Source organism: Neisseria sp. P0014.S009, from assembly GCF_051958155.1.
GTDB classification, from domain to species: Bacteria; Pseudomonadota; Gammaproteobacteria; order Burkholderiales; family Neisseriaceae; genus Neisseria; species Neisseria flavescens_C.
On record NZ_JBQCVS010000192.1, the window covers coordinates 1 to 250 of the forward strand.

At 52.8% G+C, this 250-nt stretch carries 1 pseudogene; it reads left to right on the top strand.

The features are described 5' to 3' along the window. A pseudogene (locus ACTHS4_RS12265) lies at nucleotides 1–250 on the top strand (LysR family transcriptional regulator); the annotation flags it as partial.

Sequence of the window (250 nt, forward strand, 5' to 3'; positions counted from 1 at the left end):
CGTCATCTCAAAACCTTGGTGGCTTTATAAGAAACCGGCAGCGTTTCCCTTTCCGCCAAACGGGTTTTCCTGACACTATCTGCACTGTCGCACCATATCCGCGCCTTGGAAAATTATTACGAAACGCCGTTGTTTTAACGCAAATCCACACCTTTGCGCTTCACACCGGCCGGTATGCGCCTATTTCAACTGGCGCGCGAGCTGTTGACGCAGGTTGCCGCCGCCGAACGTGATTTGGTGCGGATTATCG